General features: G+C 64.8%; 16 protein-coding genes. 4 read left to right on the plus strand and 12 right to left on the minus strand.

Going from position 1 to position 16,043, the window contains the following annotated elements; all coding sequences use genetic code 11:
• Nucleotides 1-18 precede the first annotated feature (18 nt).
• The 12 genes from ACFOW7_RS11410 to mraZ are packed head-to-tail and all read right to left on the minus strand — an operon-like array spanning nt 19 to nt 13,397.
• On the minus strand, nt 19-954 hold the full coding sequence (locus tag ACFOW7_RS11410; protein WP_378164253.1) for a D-alanine--D-alanine ligase: 936 nt from the start codon (nt 952-954) through the stop codon (nt 19-21).
• Between the two features lie 34 nt (nt 955-988).
• A complete protein-coding gene (murC, locus tag ACFOW7_RS11415) occupies nt 989-2,383 on the minus strand; it encodes a UDP-N-acetylmuramate--L-alanine ligase (protein ID WP_378164255.1) in 1,395 nt (464 codons plus the stop codon).
• 27 nt (nt 2,384-2,410) lie between these two features.
• Nucleotides 2,411-3,496 (minus strand): undecaprenyldiphospho-muramoylpentapeptide beta-N-acetylglucosaminyltransferase, encoded by a 1,086-nt coding sequence (murG, locus tag ACFOW7_RS11420; protein ID WP_378164257.1) that lies wholly within the window; start codon nt 3,494-3,496, stop codon nt 2,411-2,413.
• Nucleotides 3,493-4,659 (minus strand): putative lipid II flippase FtsW, encoded by a 1,167-nt coding sequence (gene ftsW, locus ACFOW7_RS11425; RefSeq protein WP_378164259.1) that lies wholly within the window; start codon nt 4,657-4,659, stop codon nt 3,493-3,495. The genes murG and ftsW overlap by 4 nt, the downstream gene beginning before the upstream one ends.
• Complete coding sequence (murD, locus tag ACFOW7_RS11430; RefSeq protein WP_378164261.1) at nt 4,656-6,017, minus strand: UDP-N-acetylmuramoyl-L-alanine--D-glutamate ligase; 1,362 nt, start codon at nt 6,015-6,017, stop codon at nt 4,656-4,658. Before murD ends, ftsW begins: the two co-directional genes overlap by 4 nt.
• A gap of 24 nt (nt 6,018-6,041) precedes the next feature.
• Nucleotides 6,042-7,127, minus strand: coding sequence for a phospho-N-acetylmuramoyl-pentapeptide-transferase (gene mraY / locus ACFOW7_RS11435; protein ID WP_378164263.1), 1,086 nt, complete (start codon nt 7,125-7,127; stop codon nt 6,042-6,044).
• A gap of 1 nt (nt 7,128) precedes the next feature.
• Nucleotides 7,129-8,517: a UDP-N-acetylmuramoyl-tripeptide--D-alanyl-D-alanine ligase gene (locus tag ACFOW7_RS11440; protein WP_378164265.1), complete on the minus strand. Its 1,389-nt coding sequence runs from the start codon at nt 8,515-8,517 to the stop codon at nt 7,129-7,131.
• A complete protein-coding gene (locus ACFOW7_RS11445) occupies nt 8,514-9,992 on the minus strand; it encodes a UDP-N-acetylmuramoyl-L-alanyl-D-glutamate--2,6-diaminopimelate ligase (protein ID WP_378164267.1) in 1,479 nt (492 codons plus the stop codon). Before ACFOW7_RS11445 ends, ACFOW7_RS11440 begins: the two co-directional genes overlap by 4 nt.
• Complete coding sequence (locus ACFOW7_RS11450) at nt 9,989-11,725, minus strand: peptidoglycan D,D-transpeptidase FtsI family protein (RefSeq protein WP_378164269.1); 1,737 nt, start codon at nt 11,723-11,725, stop codon at nt 9,989-9,991. The genes ACFOW7_RS11445 and ACFOW7_RS11450 overlap by 4 nt, the downstream gene beginning before the upstream one ends.
• 9 nt (nt 11,726-11,734) lie before the next feature.
• Complete coding sequence (gene ftsL, locus ACFOW7_RS11455; protein ID WP_378164273.1) at nt 11,735-12,016, minus strand: cell division protein FtsL; 282 nt, start codon at nt 12,014-12,016, stop codon at nt 11,735-11,737.
• Nucleotides 12,013-12,954 carry a 16S rRNA (cytosine(1402)-N(4))-methyltransferase RsmH gene (gene rsmH, locus ACFOW7_RS11460; protein ID WP_378164275.1) on the minus strand — a complete coding sequence of 314 codons (942 nt, stop codon included), beginning with the start codon at nt 12,952-12,954 and terminating at the stop codon, nt 12,013-12,015. The genes ftsL and rsmH overlap by 4 nt, the downstream gene beginning before the upstream one ends.
• Nucleotides 12,951-13,397 (minus strand): division/cell wall cluster transcriptional repressor MraZ, encoded by a 447-nt coding sequence (gene mraZ / locus ACFOW7_RS11465; protein WP_378164277.1) that lies wholly within the window; start codon nt 13,395-13,397, stop codon nt 12,951-12,953. Before mraZ ends, rsmH begins: the two co-directional genes overlap by 4 nt.
• 416 nt (nt 13,398-13,813) lie before the next feature.
• Between mraZ and ACFOW7_RS11470 the strand changes: the two genes are divergently transcribed.
• The 4 genes from ACFOW7_RS11470 to ruvA all read left to right on the plus strand — a co-directional run bounded on the left by ACFOW7_RS11470 (nt 13,814) and on the right by ruvA (nt 16,038).
• Nucleotides 13,814-14,119 (plus strand): hypothetical protein, encoded by a 306-nt coding sequence (locus ACFOW7_RS11470; RefSeq protein ID WP_378164280.1) that lies wholly within the window; start codon nt 13,814-13,816, stop codon nt 14,117-14,119.
• Nucleotides 14,107-14,289: a protein MIGRI gene (locus ACFOW7_RS11475; protein ID WP_378164282.1), complete on the plus strand. Its 183-nt coding sequence runs from the start codon at nt 14,107-14,109 to the stop codon at nt 14,287-14,289. Before ACFOW7_RS11470 ends, ACFOW7_RS11475 begins: the two co-directional genes overlap by 13 nt.
• 50 nt (nt 14,290-14,339) lie before the next feature.
• Complete coding sequence (msrP, locus tag ACFOW7_RS11480) at nt 14,340-15,272, plus strand: protein-methionine-sulfoxide reductase catalytic subunit MsrP (protein ID WP_378164284.1); 933 nt, start codon at nt 14,340-14,342, stop codon at nt 15,270-15,272.
• Nucleotides 15,273-15,456: 184 nt separating this feature from the next.
• A complete protein-coding gene (ruvA, locus tag ACFOW7_RS11485; protein WP_378164286.1) occupies nt 15,457-16,038 on the plus strand; it encodes a Holliday junction branch migration protein RuvA in 582 nt (193 codons plus the stop codon).
• Nucleotides 16,039-16,043: the final 5 nt, after the last annotated feature.

A 16,043-nucleotide genomic window follows, 5' to 3' on the forward strand; every position in this document is an offset into this window, starting at 1 on the left:
ACAGCATTTTCCTTTCGCTCAGCGGCCGGCGGCCGGCAGGCTGGTATCGAGCACGGCCAGCACCAGGTCCTCGTAGCTCATGCCGACCTGGCGCGCGGCGATCGGGAACAGGCTGTGGCTGGTCATGCCCGGTGCGGTATTGACTTCAAGCAGATGGATGGCACCTGCCTCGTCGGTCAGGAAATCCACCCGGGCCCAGCCACGACAGCCGAGCGCGCGGAAGGCCTGTTCGGCCAGCCGGGCCGCTTCAGCCTCACGCTCAGGCGACAGCCCACTCGGACAATGGTAGACCGTGTCGTCGCGGAAATACTTCGCTTCGTAATCGTAGAACTCCACCGCCGGCTCGATTTTCACCGAGGGCAGCACCTGCAGGCTGCCGTCGGGCCGCTCTAGCACCGAGGCGGTGTATTCGCCGCCCCCGATGAACCGCTCGACCAGAACTGTCTCGCTGTAACGACGCGCCGCCTCGTAAGCGGCGCGCAGACCACCGGCCTCCTTCACCTTGGTGACGCCGATGCTCGAGCCTTCGTTGGAAGGCTTCACAAACAGCGGCAGACCAAGCCGGGCCTCGACGGCGGCGAAATCGCTGTCGGCATCGAGCAGCTCGAAATCGGGGATGGGCAGCCCCCAGGCGCGCCACAGCATCTTGGTGCGCAATTTGTCGAGCGCCAGCGCCGAAGCCATCACGCCGCAGCCGGTGTAGGGAACGCCGAGGAATTCCAGCGCGCCCTGGATCGTGCCGTCTTCGCCGATCGGGCCATGCAGAATCAGAAACGCACGGTCAAAGCCCTGTTGCTTCAGTGCCTCGAGCGGCTGTTCGGCCGGGTCGAAGGGATGGGCGTCCACGCCGCGCGCCCGCAAGGCGTCCAATACGCCGGCGCCGCTCATCAGCGACACTTCGCGCTCGGCCGACTGGCCACCCAGAACCACCGCTACTTTGCCGTACTGTTTCATTCGTCTCTATCCGTATTATCCGTATGCCTATGTCTTAACCAGCCGCCTGGACCAGTCGGCCAGGAACGGCACCCATCGAGCCCGCACCCATGGTCAGCACCACATCACCGTCGCGCGCCTGCTCGAGCACCACCCGATGCAGCTCGGCCACATCCTCGACAAAGACCGGATCGCGCCCGGCCACCCGCACCGCCCGCGCCAGCGCACGGCCGTCGGCCGCCACGATGGGCGCTTCGCCCGCCGAATAGACCTCGGTCAGCAGCAAGGCATCGACGCTGGACAGCACCCGGACAAAGTCTTCGAACAGGTCGCGGGTACGGGTAAAGCGGTGCGGCTGGAAGGCCAGCACCAGCCGTCGGCCCGGGAAGGCCCCGCGCGCGGCCGCCAGGGTAGCCGCCATTTCGGCCGGATGGTGGCCATAATCATCGACCAGGGTAAAAGTACCGCCCTGCGGCAGGGCAATCTCGCCATAACGCTGGAAACGCCGCCCCACCCCGCCGAATTCGGCCAGCGCCTTGCAGATCGCAGTGGGCGAGGCACCGACTTCCAGCCCCACGGCGATGGCCGCCAGGCTGTTGAGCACGTTGTGATGGCCAGCGGCGTTGAGTTCGATCGCCATCCGCTGCTCGCTGCCATTGCACCACACCGCATCAAAGCGCATCCGGCCACCCGGCAATGCCTCGATGGCTTCGGCACGCAGCATGGCGTCCGCGCTGACTCCGTAGGTCGTCACGGGCTTGCCCACCATCGGCAGCACGGCCCGGACATTGGGGTCGTCCAGACACAGCACGGCCCGGCCGTAGAACGGCAGATGGCCCAGGAAGTCGAGGAAGGCCTGCTTCAGACGGAAGAAGTCATGGCCATAGGTATCCATATGGTCGGCGTCGATATTGGTGACGACCGCCAGTACCGGGTTGAGGTAGAGGAACGAGGCATCCGACTCGTCCGCCTCGACCACGATAAAGTCGCCCTGCCCCAGCCGGGCATTGCAGCCGGCGGCGTTGAGCAGGCCGCCGATCACATAGGTCGGATCAAGCCCGGCCTCGGCCAGGATCGAGGTGATCAGGCTGGTCGTCGTGGTCTTGCCATGGGTGCCCGCCACCGCGATGCCCTGACGAAAACGCAATAGCTCGGCCAGCATCATGGCGCGCGGAATCACCGGAGCCTGCCGGGCCCGCGCCGCCTGCACTTCGGGGTTGTCGCCGCTCACGGCCGTCGAGGTCACCACCACATCGGCCGCGGCCTGATGGGCGGCATCGTGGCCGATATGGACCTGGGCGCCGGCCCGGCGCAGCCGCGCCGTCACGGCGCTCTCGCCCAGGTCGGAACCCGAGACCTCAAAGCCGAGATTGAGCAGCACCTCGGCGATCCCGCTCATGCCGGCGCCGCCGATGCCTACGAAATGGATGCGTTTGACTTTGTGTCTCATGGCTACATCAACGATGCCCGGCGCGGTCTAGACCGACTGCCGGGGCTTGGCAAAAAGTTCTTCGATGGCCCGTACCACCGCTTCGGTGGCATTGGGCCGGGCCAGACCACGGGCGGCTTCAGCCATACTCAGCAGGCGCGCCCGGTCGAGTTCGGCCAGCAGCGCAGCCAGCCGCTCGGGCGTGGCCTCGGCCTGCGGCAGCAGTACGGCGGCACCGGCCTTGGCCAGATAACGGGCGTTGCCGGTCTGGTGGTCGTCCACGGCATGCGGCAGCGGCACCAGCACCGAGGCCACCCCGACGGCCGCCAGCTCGGAGATGGTCAGCGCGCCGGCACGGCAGATCACCAGATCGGCCTCGGCATAGGCGCTGGCCATATCGTCGATAAAGGCCACACAGTCGCCCTCGACGCCGGCTTCCTGATAGTGCCGGCGCAGCGCCTCGATCTGGCTGGCGCCGGCCTGATGACGCACCTGCGGTCGCGTATCGGCCGGCAGACGGGCCAGGGCACGCGGCACGGCTTCATTGAGCGCGGCAGCGCCCAGGCTGCCGCCGACCACCAGCAGCCGCAGCGGACCGCTGCGGCCGGCAAAGCGGGCCGCCGGCGCCGCCACCTGGCGGATTTCCTCGCGGATCGGATTGCCGACCAGCTCGGCCCGATGGGCAAACACACCCGGGAAAGCCGTCAACACCCGCCGCGCCAGCAGCGCCAGCAGCCGGTTGGTCAGGCCGGCTACCGAATTCTGTTCATGGATCAATAAAGGCCGGCCGGTCAGCCAGGCGGCCACGCCGCCCGGAAAACCGGTAAAACCGCCAAAGCCGATCACTGCCGCTGGCTGGTGCTGACGCAGAACCGCTAGTGCCAGACGCAGCGCCTTGAATTGCTCGAACGGTAACTTCAAAAAACGTGCAAAACCTTTGCCACGCACACCGGACACCGGAAGCAATTCTAAATGAATTCCGTACTTAGGTACGAGATTCGCCTCCATCTTGCCGCAAGCCCCCAGCCACACCGGATGCCAGCCGCGTGTCCGCAGCGCCTCGGCCACGGCCAGCGCCGGGAAGATATGGCCGCCCGTACCGCCTGCCATCACCAGAACCGTGCGCGCCGTCATACGGTGTAGCCCCGCATCAGTTGCCGGTTTTCCCAGTCGCAGCGCAGCAGGACGCCCAGCGCCACCAGATTCATCACGATGCCGGAACCACCGAACGACAATAGCGGCAAGGTCAGGCCCTTGGTCGGCAACAGACCCATGTTCACGCCCATATTGATCACCGACTGCACCCCGATCCACACCCCGACACCCTGGGCGACCAGGGCGGCATAGTAGCGTTCGAGCCGCGCGGCCTGCATACCGATCGAGAAGGCGCGCCAGGCAAGCCAGGCAAACAGACAGATCACCAGCGCCACGCCGACAAAGCCCAGTTCCTCGGCGATGATGGCCATCAGAAAGTCGGTATGGGCTTCGGGCAGATAGGACAGCTTCTCGACCGAGCCGCCCAGTCCCACCCCGTACCATTCACCGCGACCGAAGGCGATCAGCGAATGGCTGAGCTGGTAGCCCTTACCGTAGGGGTCGGCCCACGGGTCCATAAAGCCGATCAGTCGCTGGTAGCGATAAGGCGCCGCCACGATCATGGCCACAAAGCCCAGCACCAGGATCAGCACGAGTCCGGCAAACAGCCGCCAGTCGAAGCCGCCCAGGAACAGGATGGCCATGGCAATCGCCGTGATCACCACCAGTGCGCCGAAATCGGGTTCGGCCAGCAACAGCCCGCCGGTGATCAGCATCACCAGCGCCATCGGGAAGAAACCCTTCATCAGGCTGTGCATATAGGTGGCCTTGCGCACCGTGTAGTCGGCGGCGTACAGCACCACGCAGAACTTCATCGCTTCGGACGGCTGGAAGTTCACCACCATCAGCGACAGCCAGCGCTTGGAGCCGTTGACTTCACGGCCGATGCCGGGCATCAGCACCAGAACCAGCAGAAAAGCCCCGATCAGAAACAGATAAGGCGCGTATTGCTGCCAGGTGCGCAGCGGTATCTGGAAGGCGACCAGTGCAGCGAGCAGGCCGACCGCCAGGAAGATGCCGTGGCGCAGCAGGAAATAGGTGGAACGAAAGCCCGTGTCGCGATCGACCTCGGCCATGGCGATCGAGGCCGAGTAGACCATCACCAGACCAATCGACAGCAAGGCCAGCACCGCCCAGATCAGGGCCTGGTCGTAGCCCAGCATCGGCGGGCGCTGACGGAACGCCTGGGTAAAGAAATTCATGGGGATAGCGCCTTGACCGCCGCGATAAACACTTCGGCGCGGTGGCCATAGTTGCGGAACATATCGAAGCTCGCGCAGGCAGGCGACATCAATACGGCATCACCCGAGCGGGCGGCACGGCTGGCCAGCCTGACCGCCTCTTCCATCGAGGCGGCATCGATCAGTTCCACCCCGGCCGGCGCCAGGGCTTCGCGCAGACGCGGCGCATCGCGGCCGATCAATACCACTGCGCGGCATTTGCCACGGCAGGCGTCGGCCAAGGGGGTGAAATCCTGGCCCTTGCCGTCGCCGCCGGCGATCAGCACCACCGGGCGGTTCATTCCCTCGAGCGCGGCTTCGGTGGCGCCCACATTGGTGCCTTTGGAGTCGTCGTAGTAACTGACGCCTTCGCGCTCGGCCACCAGTTCGACCCGGTGCGGCAGTCCCTTGAACTGCTTGAGCGCCGCCACCAGCGGCAGCGTGGGCAGACCGATCGCCCGGGTCAGCGCCAGCGCCGCCAGCGCATTGGCGGCGTTGTGCAGGCCGGCGAGCGGCAGCTCCGAAGTCAGCAGCAGGGCAAAGTCGCCGCACACCAGCTCGGTATCGGGACCGGCGCGGCGCAGGCCGTATTCGCTGGGCGAGCGCGGGGCATCGAGGCCGAACCAGAACACCTGACGACCCGGCCGGGCCATGCCACGGCAGTAGCCGTCTTCGCGGTTGAGCACCATGGCGCCCAAGCCTTCGAAGATCCGGCTCTTGGCATTGGCGTAATGCAGCATCGAATCGTAACGGTCGAGATGGTCCTCGCTGACATTGAGGACCGTGGCGGCATCGGGCGCCAGGCTATAGGTGGTCTCGAGCTGGAAGCTCGATAGTTCGAGCACCCAGACATCGGGCAGCGGCCGCACTTCGGCTTCGACTTCGGACAGCACATCGAGGATCGGCAGGCCGATATTGCCGGCGGTCACCGTGACCATCCCGGCTGCCTCACACATCGCGCCGACCATGGCGGTCACGGTGGATTTGCCGTTGGAGCCGGTAATCGCGATCACCCGGCCGCCGACGCCGCTGCGGGCGAATACTTCGATATCGCCGATCGCCTCGATGCCGCGCGCCAGCGCTGCGGCAATCGCCGGCTGGCGCAGCGGCACGCCAGGGCTGACCACCAGCAGCTCGGCCTCGGCAAAGGTCGCCTCGCCAAAGGCGCCGAGCCGGGTCTCGACCTGGGGCAGGGCGGCACGCAGGGCATCGAGATTGGCCGGGCGCTCCTGGCTGTCGGCCACTGTCACCACGGCACCACGCCGCGCCAGCCAGCGCGCCGCCGCCAGACCGCTGGCGCCCAGACCTACCACCGTCACCCGTTTACCGGCCCATTGCATATCCGTTCCCTCGTCGTATTGGCGTTAGCGCAGCTTCAAGGTGGCGAGCCCGGCCAGCACCAGCAGCATGGTGATGATCCAGAACCGCACCACGACCTGGGTTTCCTTCCACCCTTTCAACTCGTAGTGATGATGCAAGGGCGCCATACGGAACACCCGCTTGCCGGTGAGCTTGAACGAGGCCACCTGGATCATCACCGACAGCGCCTCCATCACGAACACTCCGCCCATCACGAACAGTACGATTTCCTGCCGCACGATCACCGCCACCGTGCCGAGCGCCGCCCCCAGCGCCAGGGCGCCGACGTCACCCATGAACACTTCGGCCGGATAGGCGTTGAACCAGAGAAAGCCCAGCCCCGAGCCCGCCATGGCGGCGAGGAACACGGTCAGCTCGCCCGCGCCGGGAATATGGGGCTGTAGCAGATAGGCGGCGAATTTGGCGTTGCCGGCCACATAGGCAAAGATCGCCAGGGCGCTGGCCACCATCACGGTCGGCATGATGGCCAGACCGTCGAGACCGTCGGTCAGGTTGACCGCATTGGAGGTGCCGACGATCACGCAGTAGGTCAGCACCATAAAGCCGAACAGGCCGAAGGGATAGGCCACGTGCTTGAAGAACGGCACGATCAGCTCGAAGCTGGTCGGCGACGGCGCGCTGTGCCACAGATACCAGCCGGCCGCCAGCGCCAGCACCGACTGACCGGCGAGCTTGGCCCGCGCCGACAGCCCGGCCGGATTGCGCAGCGCCACCTTCTTGTAGTCGTCGATAAAGCCGATCACCCCGGTGCCCAGGGTCACCAGCAGCACCAGCCAGATGAAGCGGTTGTTCAGATCGGCCCACAGCAAGGTGGTGAGGCCGATCGACAGCAGGATCAGCGTACCGCCCATGGTGGGCGTGCCGGCCTTGACCAGATGGGTCTGCGGGCCGTCGTCGCGCACGGCCTGGCCGACCTTGAGCTCGGTCAGCTTGCGGATCACCCACGGTCCGAGCAGGAACGAGATAAACAGCGAGGTCATCGTGGCCAGCACGGCGCGCAGCGTGATGTAGCTGAAAACATTGAAGGCACGGATCGAATCGCCGAGCCAGTCGGCCAACCAAAGCAGCATGTCAGACTTTCGTGCCGGCACAGCCGGCGGGATCGATCAAACCGGCCACCACACGCTCCATCTGCATAAAGCGCGATCCCTTGACCAGGATGCTGGCGGCAGGCACGGGTTCGGCCGCCAGGGCGTCGAGCAGCGCCTCGCGGCTGGCGTGGATACTGGCACCTTCGCCAAAGGCGGCGGCGGCGTGGCTCATCTGCTTACCCAGGGTAAACAGCCGCTCGATGCCGCGTTCGCGCGCATAGGCACCGATCTCGGCATGGCGCGCTTCGACCTCGCCGCCGATTTCCCCCATATCGCCCAGCACCAGCCAACGCGGCCCGGTCAGTTCCGCCAGCACGTCGATCGCAGCACGCATCGAGTTGGGATTGGCGTTATAGGTGTCATCGATCAGCAAGGCCCCACTGGCGGCCCGCTTGGGCTGCAAACGGCCTTTGACGCCGGCGTAGTCGGACAGGCCCGCGGCAATTGCCTCGGTCGGCAGGCCAAGCGCCAGACCGACGGCGGCTGCCGCCAGGGCATTGGCCACATTGTGGCGACCCGGCACCCGCAGCTCGACCGCGGCTTCGCCCTCGGGCGTGGTCAGGGTGAAGCGGGTGGTCAGCGCGTCGCCGTCGATGGCGCGTGCGCCCACGGCAGCACGCTGGTCGAGCGCAAAGTCGATCACCTGGCGGCCCAGCGCCAGGGTGCGCCAGTAGTCAGCGAATTCATCGTCGGCATTGATCACCGCCACGCCCTCGGCCGCCAGCCCGGAGAAGATCTCCCCTTTGGCCTTGGCGACACCGGCAACCGAACCCAGGTATTCGAGATGACCGGCACCGGCATTGTTGACCAGTGCGACCTGCGGCCGGGCCAGGCCCGTCAGATAGGCGATCTCGCCGAAATGGTTCATGCCCATTTCGAGCACGGCATAGCGATGGCGCGGCTCAAGCCGCAGCAGCATCAGCGGCACGCCGATATGGTTGTTGAGATTGCCTTCGGTGGCCAGCACCGACTCGGCGCCGGCATGGCGGCGCAGGATGGCACCGACCATTTCCTTGACGCTGGTCTTGCCGTTGGTGCCGGTAATCGCCACCACCACCGGCTGGCAACGGGCGCGCCAGTCGGCAGCCAGCCGTCCCAGCGCGGCGAGCGGATCACCCACTTCGATCCGGCTCGTACCGGGCGGCCATTGCCGACCCGGCTCGACCACCGCCGCGACCGCACCGGCGGCCAGCGCAGCGGTGACGAAGTCATGGCCGTCGTAACGTTCGCCACTCAAGGCGACAAACAGGTCGCCCGGACGGATCGTGCGGCTGTCGGTCACGACCCGGCAGAAAGCCAGGCTGCCGTCGCCGATCAAGGGCGCGCCTAATACCGTGGCAGCATCGGCCAGGGTGCTCATCGGATTCATGCGTTCACCTCACGTCCGGCCAGCGCCGCAGCAGCGACGGTCAGATCGGAAAAAGGATGCTTGATGCCGTTAATGTCCTGGTAGTCCTCATGGCCTTTACCGGCGATCAGCACCACATCGCTCGGACCGGCCTCGGCCACTGCCAGCCCGATCGCCGCCGCACGGTCGCTCTCGACCAGATGGCTGGCCCGGCCGGGGCCAGCCAGGCCCGGCAGGATATCGTCGATGATGGCCTGCGGCGCTTCGGTGCGCGGGTTGTCGCTGGTGACGATGGCCAGATCGGCCAGCTCACGGGCAATCTGGCCCATCTGCGGCCGCTTGCCGCGATCGCGGTCGCCACCGCAGCCAAAGACGCATAACAGCCGGCCACCCGGCGGCAGGATCTCGCGCAGCGTGCTCAGCGCCTTATCGAGGGCATCCGGCGTATGGGCATAGTCGACCAGTACCAGCGGCTGGCCATTGCCACCCAACCGGTCCATCCGGCCGCTGGCGGACTGGATCCGCCCCAGCACAGCCAAGGCTGCGTCGAAGTCCACGCCTTCGCGCAACAGGACGCCCAGGCAGGCCAGCAGGTTATAGGCATTGAAGCGGCCGATCAGCGGGCTCTTGAGCTCGCCGCGTCCCCACGGCGACACTACATCGATGCGCAGGCCATCAAGGCTCTGGCGCAAGCGCTCGCCGCGCAGCTCCCCGGTCTCCAGACCGTAACCGAGCCGCAGTCCGGCAGGCAGACGGGCATACAGCGCGGCGCCGAACGGATCATCGATATTGATCACCGCATGTCGCAGTTCAGGACGCAGGAACAGGCTGGCCTTGGCTTCGCCATAGCTGGCCATGTCGCCATGGAAGTCGAGATGGTCGCGGGTCAGATTGGTAAAGATGGCGCTACGAAATGGCACGCCTTCGACCCGGCCGAGCGAGAGGGCGTGCGAGGACGCCTCCATACAGACCCGCTGGGCGCCCTGCTGGCGGAAATCGGCCAGCAGCCTTTGCAAGGAGACCGCATCGGGCGTGGTATGGCTGGCAGTTTGCAGTGCGTCGAGAAAGCCGTAGCCCACCGTGCCGATCAAGGCAGTCCGCTGCCCGAGCAGCCCGAAGGCCTGGGTCAGCCAATGAGCACACGAGGTTTTGCCGTTGGTGCCGGTGACACCGACCATCGCCAGTTGGCGCGCAGGCTCACCCAACAGATGAGCCGCGACCAGGCCCGCGCGCTGGCGCAGCCCGGCCACGGCAAGATTGGGCAGTTGCCAGTCTTCCGGCCAGGAGAAACCTTCGGCCTCCCACAACACCGCCGAGCAGCCGGCAGCGATCGCCTGGGCGATATGGGCACGACCGTCGCTGCGCTCGCCGCCGAAGGCCAGGAATACCTGGCCGGAACTGGCACGGCGGCTGTCGGCACAAGGCAGCAGGCCCGCCGCGACCGCGTCGATGGCAGCGCGTTCAGCGAGGCTTAAAGGCGTGGCTGGCGGAATCAAAACGGCTCCTCCTTGACTTCTGGCTCGTCCGGGTTGGGCAGCAGGATGTTGTTAAGCGGTGCATCGGGCGGCACGCCGAGCGTGCGCAGGGTTTCCTTGACCACCCGGCTGAAGGCCGGCGCAGCAACCACCCCGCCGTAGTAACCGCCCACGGTCGGCTCGTCGATCATCACCGCCACAATCAGGCGCGGGTCGGAGATCGGCGCGATACCGACAAACGAGGCCACATAGTGTTCAGAGGAATAGCCGCCGCTCGAGAGCTTCTTGGCCGTACCGGTCTTGCCGCCGACCCGATAGCCGGGCACCTGGGCCCGGATCGCCGTGCCGCCAGGTTGCGTCACCATTTCCAGCATCTTGCGCACGGCCATGGCGTTCTCGGCCGAAATCACTCGCCGGCCGGGCAAAGGCGCCACCAGACGTTGGAAGGTAATCGGCCGGATCTGGCCATCGGTGGCAAAGATCTGATAGGCCTTGGCAATCTGGATCAGGCTGACCGACAGGCCATAGCCATAAGACATGGTGGCCTGCTCGATCGGGCGCCAGCTCTTCCATGGCCGCAGGCGGCCGCTGGCTTCGCCGGGGAAGCCCGTATGAGGTGGCTCGCCGATGCCGACCTGGTCGTAGAATTCCCACAGATAGTCGCGATCGAGCGTCAGTGCGATCTTGGCTGTGCCGATATTGCTCGATTTCTGCACCACGCCCTCGACCGTCAAGGCGCCGTAGGCATGGGTGTCGTGGATGGTATTGGGGCCGATGGTATAGGCGCCGCCTCCGGTGGAAACCACCGTATCGGGGGAATACTTGCCGCTTTCCAGGGCTGCCGCGATGCTGATCGGCTTCATGGTGGAGCCGGGTTCGTACAGATCGGTCACGGCCCGATTGCGTCGCACCGCAGGCTCGAAGCGACCACGGTTGTTGGGGTTGTAGGTAGGCAGATTGGCCAGTGCCAGCACTTCGCCGGTCTTGGCGTCGAGCACCACGATGCCGCCCGCCTTGGCGCGGTGGGTCTCGATGGTGTTCTTGAGTTCGCGGAAAGCGATGTATTGGATTTTGCGGTCGATCGACAGCGTCAGGGTCTGACCGTCGCGCGGCTGCTCGATGCTGGCCACATCCTCGACCACATAGCCACGGCGATCGCGGATCACGTGGCGACTGCCGAGCCGGCCGGCCAGCATCGATTCCTTGGTCAGCTCGAAGCCTTCCTGGCCCTTGTTGTCGATATCGGTGTAACCGATCACATGGGCCATCATTTCGCCGTCGGGATAGAAACGACGGTACTCGGCCTGCTTGAATACGCCAGGCACGCCGAGCCGCATCACCCGCTCGGCGTCGCCCGGCGGCAGATGGCGCTTGAGATAGACGAAATCGCGTTTTTTATCGGCCAGGCGGCGGCGCAGATCGTTTTCCGGCACCCCGAGCGCCTGGGCCAGATCGCTGAGCTGCTTGGGCTTGAGCTCGGCCATGGCGCTCGGGCTGGCCCAGATCGACTGCGCCGGGCTGGAAATGGCCAGGGGCTCGCCATTGCGGTCGGTAATGGCGCCACGGTTGGCTTCAAGCGTCAGGCGGCGGCCGTAGCGGGCCTCGCCCTGTTCGCGCAGGAATTCTTCCTGATAGCCCTGCAAATAGGCGGCGCGGCCGACCAACACCGAAAACAGCAGCAGCAGACTGCCCAGCGTGAGCCAGGCACGCCAGGGCTGCAATTGCAAAGTCGGGTTGGAACTGGTCTTGTACACCCTGGCACCTTAGTGACTACGCTCGCGTGCCTGGGTCGGCACGACCTGGATCCGGCCCTGTTCCGGCACCCGCATATTGAGGCGGCTGCCGGCTTCCTTTTCGATGCGAGAATGCATGGCCCAGGTGCTCTGCTCCAATTGCAGTTGTCCCCATTCGACCTCGATCCGGCGTGCTTCCTGTTGTGCCGCCTGTAGTTCGATATAGGCGCGGCGCGCCTTGTGCTGAGATGTCACCACACCGATGGCGCAGGCCAGCAGGACTGCGAGCAGCAACAGATTCAGACGAGTCACAGCGGCGCACCGGTACGTTCGGCAATCCGGAGAATGGCACTGCGGGCACGCGGATTGGCCGCCACCTCGGCGCTGCTGGCCCGGACCGGCTTGCCGACCAGCCGCAGCGGCGCTTCGCCGATCTCGGCCGCCCGGATCGGCAGCCGGGACGGCAGCTTGTCGGCCTGGGCAGCATCGGCCATATAGCGTTTGACGATACGGTCTTCCAGAGAATGGAAGGCGATCACGGCGAGCCGGCCACCGGTTCGCAGTCGGGATAGCGCCTGAGGCAGCGTCAGCGCGAGTTCCTCAAGCTCCCGATTGATGAAAATCCGTATAGCCTGGAAAGTACGCGTCGCCGGATCCTGGCCCGGCTCGCGGGTGCGGACGACGCGCGCCACGATCTGGGCAAGTTGTCGGGTTGTGGCGATAGGCCCTTGCTCGCGAGCCGTAACAATCGCGCCTGCAATCTGTTGAGCAAACCGCTCTTCGCCATAATCTCTGATCACCTCCGCAATATCGGCGCGCTCGGCGCTCGCCAACCACTGCGCCGCAGTCATGCCACGGCTTTGATCCATGCGCATATCGAGCGGCGCATCGAAACGGAAACTGAAACCGCGTGCCGCCTCATCGAGTTGCGGCGAAGACACGCCAAGGTCCATCAGCACGCCATCGAGCTGGTCGATGCCGAGTCGGTCGAGTTCAGTGCCAAGGTCACTGAAACCGGCGTGAACGATCGTAAAGCGAGGATCGGCGATCGTGGCGGCATCGGCCACCGCGCTCAGGTCGCGGTCAAAGGCGATCAGCCGGCCGGCGGCGCCGAGCCGCGACAGGATCAGCCGGCTGTGCCCGCCCCGACCATAGGTGCAATCGACGTAGACGCCGTCGGGCCGGATGCCCAGGGCCTCGACCGCTTCGTCGAGCAACACCGTGCGGTGCGAAAAAACCGATACGCTCACAACACAAATCCATCGAGCTGGGCCGCAATTTCTTGCGGCGACATGGCCAGGGCGGCTGCGGTCTGGGCTTGCCAGCGCAGCTCGTCCCACAATTCGAACTTGCTGCCCAGGCCAACCAATGCCACCGACCGCCCCAGGGCGGCGAAGCTGCGCAAGGCAGGCGCGATCAGAATGCGCCCGGCCGCATCGAGCTCGACCTCTTCGGCATGACCGAGGATCAGCCGCTGTAGGGCACGGGCCTGCGGATTGAAAGCCGGCAGGTTATTCAGTTTGTCGCGGACGGGCAGCCAGGAGGGGTGCGGATAGATAAGCAGGCATCGGCTCGGGTCCACCGTCACGATCAGGCGACCCTCACCCTGTTCGAGCAGCGCGTCACGATGCTTGGCCGGTATGGCCAGTCGTCCCTTGCTGTCGAGGTTCAGGTTGGTGACGCCGCTGAACATGTAAAACCGCCGATCCACTTACGCAGGAGGCAAAGCACAGGGCGTGCGTCCAAGGGCCGCACCGGCCGGCCCTCCATTCGACCACCAGGCGACAACGCCCCGATGGACGGATATTGCTGCACCGCCGACCGGAGCGTCGCTCGGCGGGAATAGGCAAAAAACACTTTTTACCACTTTTTCCCACCGCGCCCCACTATAGTGATGTCCGCCTGATGGGTCAAGCGAGCGGAGTCAGGAATATGTTTTTGCTACAATTACTTATCCTTCCCTGTCGGCAACTCCAGCCGAATCGATTATTCTTTACGAAATAAGCAGTTAAATAAACAACCGAAAGCAGCACCTGAACTTTCCCACAGGAAGATTCGCAATTGCTAATAACCATTTCTCGCTGGCGACGAATTAGCGCGTCGCTATTGATGCTGAGTGTTCTGGGCGGCTGTGCGCAACTTTGGCAGAGCGGCAAAACCGTTTCCGACAATAACGGTATTCTGCTGGACGGCGATGCCCAATATCTGGGACAGCGCCGTTATAAGCTGATGGTGCGTGGCTCCTCGATTGCCTTCGACGGCCAGGCCGAACAATTCTTCCGTCAGCGCGCCGATACGCTGGCCAAAACCCGTGGCTGCCGCAGCTGGAAACTGCATGAATACCGCGCCGGTACCGAGAACACCCTGTTCGGCGCCCGCCGCTATGCCGAAGGTGTGATCGAGTGTCTGGGGTAGCTTCCACCCTGCTGCGCCTGCTGATGCTGGGCGGCGCCGGCCTTTTGCTGTGGCTGCTGCTGCGGCCTGAGCTGCGCCGGCGTGCCCACCGGCAGATCGGCCGGCTGGCGGCCTTGCTGCTGTTGCTGTCGGTGGTGGCACTTACCGTCCATTACTGGCCGGCAGCGTAAGCGATCGCAGGGCGGCGCGACCAAGTCGTATCGTCTCAAGGAGCGCCGCCATGTCCCGCTATCGCCCCCCCTCTATTGCCCCGAGCGAAATCACGCCCGAATCGGTTTATTTGAACCGGCGACAATGGTTAAACGGCGCATTGGCCGTATCGGCCGGATTACTATTGCCCGGCACTCCCGCATTCGCCGCCGCCTTGCCGACTTTTTATAAAAGCCGATACAGCAGCGACGAAAAAAAGAACAGCTTCGAAGAAATCACCAGTTATAACAATTTCTACGAGTTCGGCACCGATAAGGACGATCCGGCCCGCCATGCCCATCGTCTGAAAACCGATCCGTGGAGCATCGAAGTCAGCGGCGCCGTCGTCCGACCGCGCCGCTTCGATCTGGACCAGCTCTATAAGCTCGCCCCGCTCGAAGAGCGTATCTACCGCCTGCGCTGTGTCGAAGGCTGGTCGATGGTGATTCCCTGGGTCGGCCTGCCGCTTGCGGCCCTGCTGAAACAGGTCGAACCGACCACCAAGGCCCGCTATGTCGAATTCACCACCCTGCATGACCCACAACAGATGCCCGGCCAGCGCAGCCCGGTACTCGACTGGCCCTATGTCGAAGGGCTGCGGCTCGATGAGGCGCTTCACCCGCTGACCATTCTGGCCGTCGGCCTCTATGGCCGGCCGCTTCCCAAGCAGAACGGTGCGCCGGTGCGGCTGGTGGTGCCGTGGAAATACGGCTTCAAAAGCATCAAGTCGATCGTGCGCATCCGCCTGGTCGAAACCCAGCCCCTCACCACCTGGGTCAGATCGGCGCCGCAGGAGTACGGCTTCTACTCCAACGTCAACCCCGAGGTCGATCATCCGCGCTGGAGCCAGGCCAAGGAGCGGCGCATCGGTGAATTCCTCAAGCGTCCGACCCTGCCGTTCAATGGCTATGCCAGCGAAGTGGCCGGCCTCTACCGGGGAATGGATCTGCGCAAGTTCTTCTAAGCGCTTGCAGCATCGTGCCGGCCGCGGCAGCATAAGGCCCGGAGCACTGGCCTCTTCCGCAAGATTTTGTCTTAAAGATTTTATTTTTCAATCTTAGACAGAACTAGTCTTGCAAACATTTTTCCTGATTTTTTAATTATTAATGAGAGCCACTGTCCAGGCAGTGGTTCCGGACGGGTTTGCGATGATAGGTAAGCTCAGCGGCACACTGCTGGAGAAACATCCGCCGCAGGTATTGATCGATGTGGGCGGTGTCGGCTACGAGGTCGATGTACCGATGTCAACCTTCTATGTCTTGCCGCATCCGGGCGAAGCGGTGGCGCTGCATACCCATTTCGTGGTGCGCGATGATGCCCAGTTGCTGTACGGCTTTGCCCAGCGCAGCGAGCGCGAGATGTTCCGGGCCCTGATCCGGATTTCCGGCATCGGCCCCAAGATCGCGCTGGCGGTATTGTCGGGGATGAGCGGCGACGAGCTGGCCCTGGCCATCGAGCAAGGCGATGCGGCGCGGCTGGCCAAGGTGCCCGGTATCGGCAAGAAAACCGCCGAGCGGCTGATCCTTGAATTGCGCGGCAAGCTGAGCGCCAGTGGCGACAGCCGTCCGCTGCCCAGCGCCACGCCCAATGCCCGCGACGATGTGGTCAATGCCCTGCTGGCGCTGGGCTATTCGGAACGTGAAGCCAGTGCCGCCGTCAAGGCGCTGCCCGAGGACAGCAGCGTCAACGACGGTATCCGTCTGGCGCTGCGTTCGCTGGCACGAGGCTGAGCCAG

The organism is Chitinimonas lacunae, from assembly GCF_042650885.1.
Lineage (GTDB): Bacteria > Pseudomonadota > Gammaproteobacteria > Burkholderiales > Chitinimonadaceae > Chitinimonas_A > Chitinimonas_A lacunae.

Excerpts from the sequence above, each read along its gene's own strand:
- ruvA (WP_378164286.1), top strand. The coding sequence starts at position 15,457 with ATGATAGGTAAGCTCAGCGGCACACTGCTGGAGAAACATCCGCCGCAG.
- ACFOW7_RS11470 (WP_378164280.1), top strand. The coding sequence starts at position 13,814 with ATGCTGAGTGTTCTGGGCGGCTGTGCGCAACTTTGGCAGAGCGGCAAA.
- murD (WP_378164261.1), bottom strand. The coding sequence starts at position 6,017 with ATGCAATGGGCCGGTAAACGGGTGACGGTGGTAGGTCTGGGCGCCAGC.
- mraY (WP_378164263.1), bottom strand. The coding sequence starts at position 7,127 with ATGCTGCTTTGGTTGGCCGACTGGCTCGGCGATTCGATCCGTGCCTTC.
- murC (WP_378164255.1), bottom strand. The coding sequence starts at position 2,383 with ATGAGACACAAAGTCAAACGCATCCATTTCGTAGGCATCGGCGGCGCC.
- msrP (WP_378164284.1), top strand. The coding sequence starts at position 14,340 with ATGTCCCGCTATCGCCCCCCCTCTATTGCCCCGAGCGAAATCACGCCC.
- ACFOW7_RS11410 (WP_378164253.1), bottom strand. The coding sequence starts at position 954 with ATGAAACAGTACGGCAAAGTAGCGGTGGTTCTGGGTGGCCAGTCGGCC.
- mraZ (WP_378164277.1), bottom strand. The coding sequence starts at position 13,397 with ATGTTCAGCGGCGTCACCAACCTGAACCTCGACAGCAAGGGACGACTG.
- ftsW (WP_378164259.1), bottom strand. The coding sequence starts at position 4,659 with ATGAATTTCTTTACCCAGGCGTTCCGTCAGCGCCCGCCGATGCTGGGC.
- ACFOW7_RS11440 (WP_378164265.1), bottom strand. The coding sequence starts at position 8,517 with ATGAATCCGATGAGCACCCTGGCCGATGCTGCCACGGTATTAGGCGCG.
- murG (WP_378164257.1), bottom strand. The coding sequence starts at position 3,496 with ATGACGGCGCGCACGGTTCTGGTGATGGCAGGCGGTACGGGCGGCCAT.